This window comes from Mesorhizobium sp., from assembly GCF_024509055.1.
Taxonomy (GTDB): domain Bacteria; phylum Pseudomonadota; class Alphaproteobacteria; order Rhizobiales; family Rhizobiaceae; genus Mesorhizobium.
Genome location: NZ_JANINM010000486.1, coordinates 1 through 1,227, shown reverse-complemented (window position 1 = coordinate 1,227; position 1,227 = coordinate 1). Strand labels below are relative to the sequence as shown.

General features: G+C 65.1%; 2 protein-coding genes. Both read right to left on the bottom strand.

Annotation, left to right across the window (positions count from 1 at the left end):
* Positions 1-389, bottom strand: a 389-nt coding sequence (locus tag Q0L57_RS28605; RefSeq protein ID WP_296746441.1) for an MFS transporter, incomplete at its 3' end; no start/stop codon positions are given.
* A 200-nt stretch (positions 390-589) separates the two neighbouring features.
* The gene (locus Q0L57_RS28600; protein ID WP_366940961.1) at positions 590-1,177 is read right to left on the bottom strand and encodes a sarcosine oxidase subunit gamma; all 588 of its coding nucleotides are present in this window, start codon (positions 1,175-1,177) and stop codon (positions 590-592) included.
* Positions 1,178-1,227 lie beyond the last annotated feature (50 nt).

The window sequence follows — 1,227 nt, the reverse complement described above, 5'->3', positions numbered from 1 at the left end:
AGCGTGCCCATCAGCGCGCCGCCGCAGCCCTGCAGGGCGCGCGAGCCGACCAGCATCCAGATGTTTTCCGAAATGCCGCAGAGGGCCGAGGCGCTGGCGAAGACGAGCAACGCGAAGCAATAGACGTTGCGCAGGCCGAAGCGGTCGGCCAGCCAGCCGCCGAGCGGCATGGCGACGATGAGGCTGGCGACATAGACGGTGATCAGCAGGCCAAGCTGGCTTGGCGGGCGATCAAGGCTCTCGCCTATTCCGGGCAGCGCGGTGACCACGACGTTCTGGTCAAGGCTGGTCATGAACACGCCGCAGGCGACGGTGGCCGGCAACAGCATCGACGGGCCTTCCGCCGGAGCAAAGCGGGTCGTGGCCGTCGCCGAAGTCTCAACAGTCATGGAAGGGTATGGTCGAACTGGTTGCCTGGGCGGGCGTTTGCCCGGGCAAACGCCGATGATTCCTTATCTATCGACCCTGCTGGCCCAACGCTCAAGCAGCAGTTGCGGCAGTCCGTAGTGCCAGACAGTCGGCTGGACCAATTCCTGGTCCTGACAAAGGCTGCAATGCCTGGCACAAAATCACCACGGCTGGAATTGCCCTACTGCACCTCGTAACCGACTTCCTCAGAGGCATGGCACAAAGCCTTCCAGAACGAGCGCGCGAAAGAGCGGAAGACGTAGATGTCGAACTGGTCGGCGCCGCTGCGCTGGATATGGGCGAAGATATCGTGATGGTTGGTCGAACGGCCGGCGCCGAGCGGAAAGGCTGGCAGCGCGAAGTCGATGGCGAAGAACTTCGCCATCACCCATTCGGCCTTCGGGCCGGCGATGCGGATCGCGGTGCGGCCATGCGAAAGGTCCGTCAGCGTCCCGATGGCAGGCGCGATCGATCCGGCGAAAGCTTGGGCCAGACCCTCGGCCTCATCCACCACGGTGAACTTTCCAGGCGCGAAGCCGAAGGCGGCGCGGCCGCCGCTGCTCACGCCGCCACCGGCGCCGTCGGGCAGGGCGAGGCCGGTGACCTTGCGGATGGTCTCGATCAGCCGCTTCTCTTCGCCCGGCCAGGCGGCAAGCTGCAGGATCGAGCCCGGCCGCGTCTCGGACAGGATGACGTCGACGCCATGCTCGAAATTGCCGTGCGAGCCAGGATGATAGTCCGGCTCAAGCGGCGACTGGCGCTCGGGCAACTGGTGCTCAGCCATGCATGCGGCTCCCGTCCGGATCGTAGAAATGATTG